This is a genomic window from Novosphingobium endophyticum (assembly GCF_014640675.1).
In the GTDB taxonomy this organism is placed as follows: domain Bacteria; phylum Pseudomonadota; class Alphaproteobacteria; order Sphingomonadales; family Sphingomonadaceae; genus Novosphingobium; species Novosphingobium endophyticum.
Window position 1 is genome coordinate 1 of the sequence record NZ_BMHK01000122.1, and the last position, 500, is coordinate 500.

The 500-nt window shown below is 58.8% G+C and carries 1 pseudogene; it reads left to right on the top strand.

The features are described 5' to 3' along the window. Window positions 1–126: 126 nt before the first annotated feature. A pseudogene (locus tag IEX32_RS20520) lies at window positions 127–500 on the top strand (hypothetical protein); the annotation flags it as partial.

Genomic DNA, 500 nt, shown 5'->3' on the forward strand with positions numbered 1-500 from the left:
CGGTGAAAAAGACGCAGCGCTCTCGCTCGCCTCTGTCACGCTGCAAAGCCCGCAGTCAGCGGATCGGGTCACGAAACCAACGCTTCGTGAATAGGAGAGGCTAGAGCCAAGCGTTCGGTTGCCAACATGAAGGCCGCATTTCCGGAGGCGTTGGTCGAGGATTTCGGTCTATTTGAAACTACGGCATTCGGCTTGCCAGACAAGAACGACGAGCATGTGCTCGCCGCTGCGATCAAAACACAAGCGCAGGCTCTCGTGACCGAAAACCTCGCGGATTTCCCAACGTCTGTGCTTGCACCTCTGGCGATCGAGGTCCGAAGCGCCGACGACTTCATCGCCGACACCATCGCACTTGAAGAGGGGCGGGCCATTGCCGCGATCAACCGTATGCGACTGCACGGCAACGGGTTCAGGTTAACGGGCGGCGGCAAAGGTTTTGGTGGCGGGTTGAGCGATGGCGTGATTCATGGGGTTTCGGGATCACACAAAGCCGGACGCTA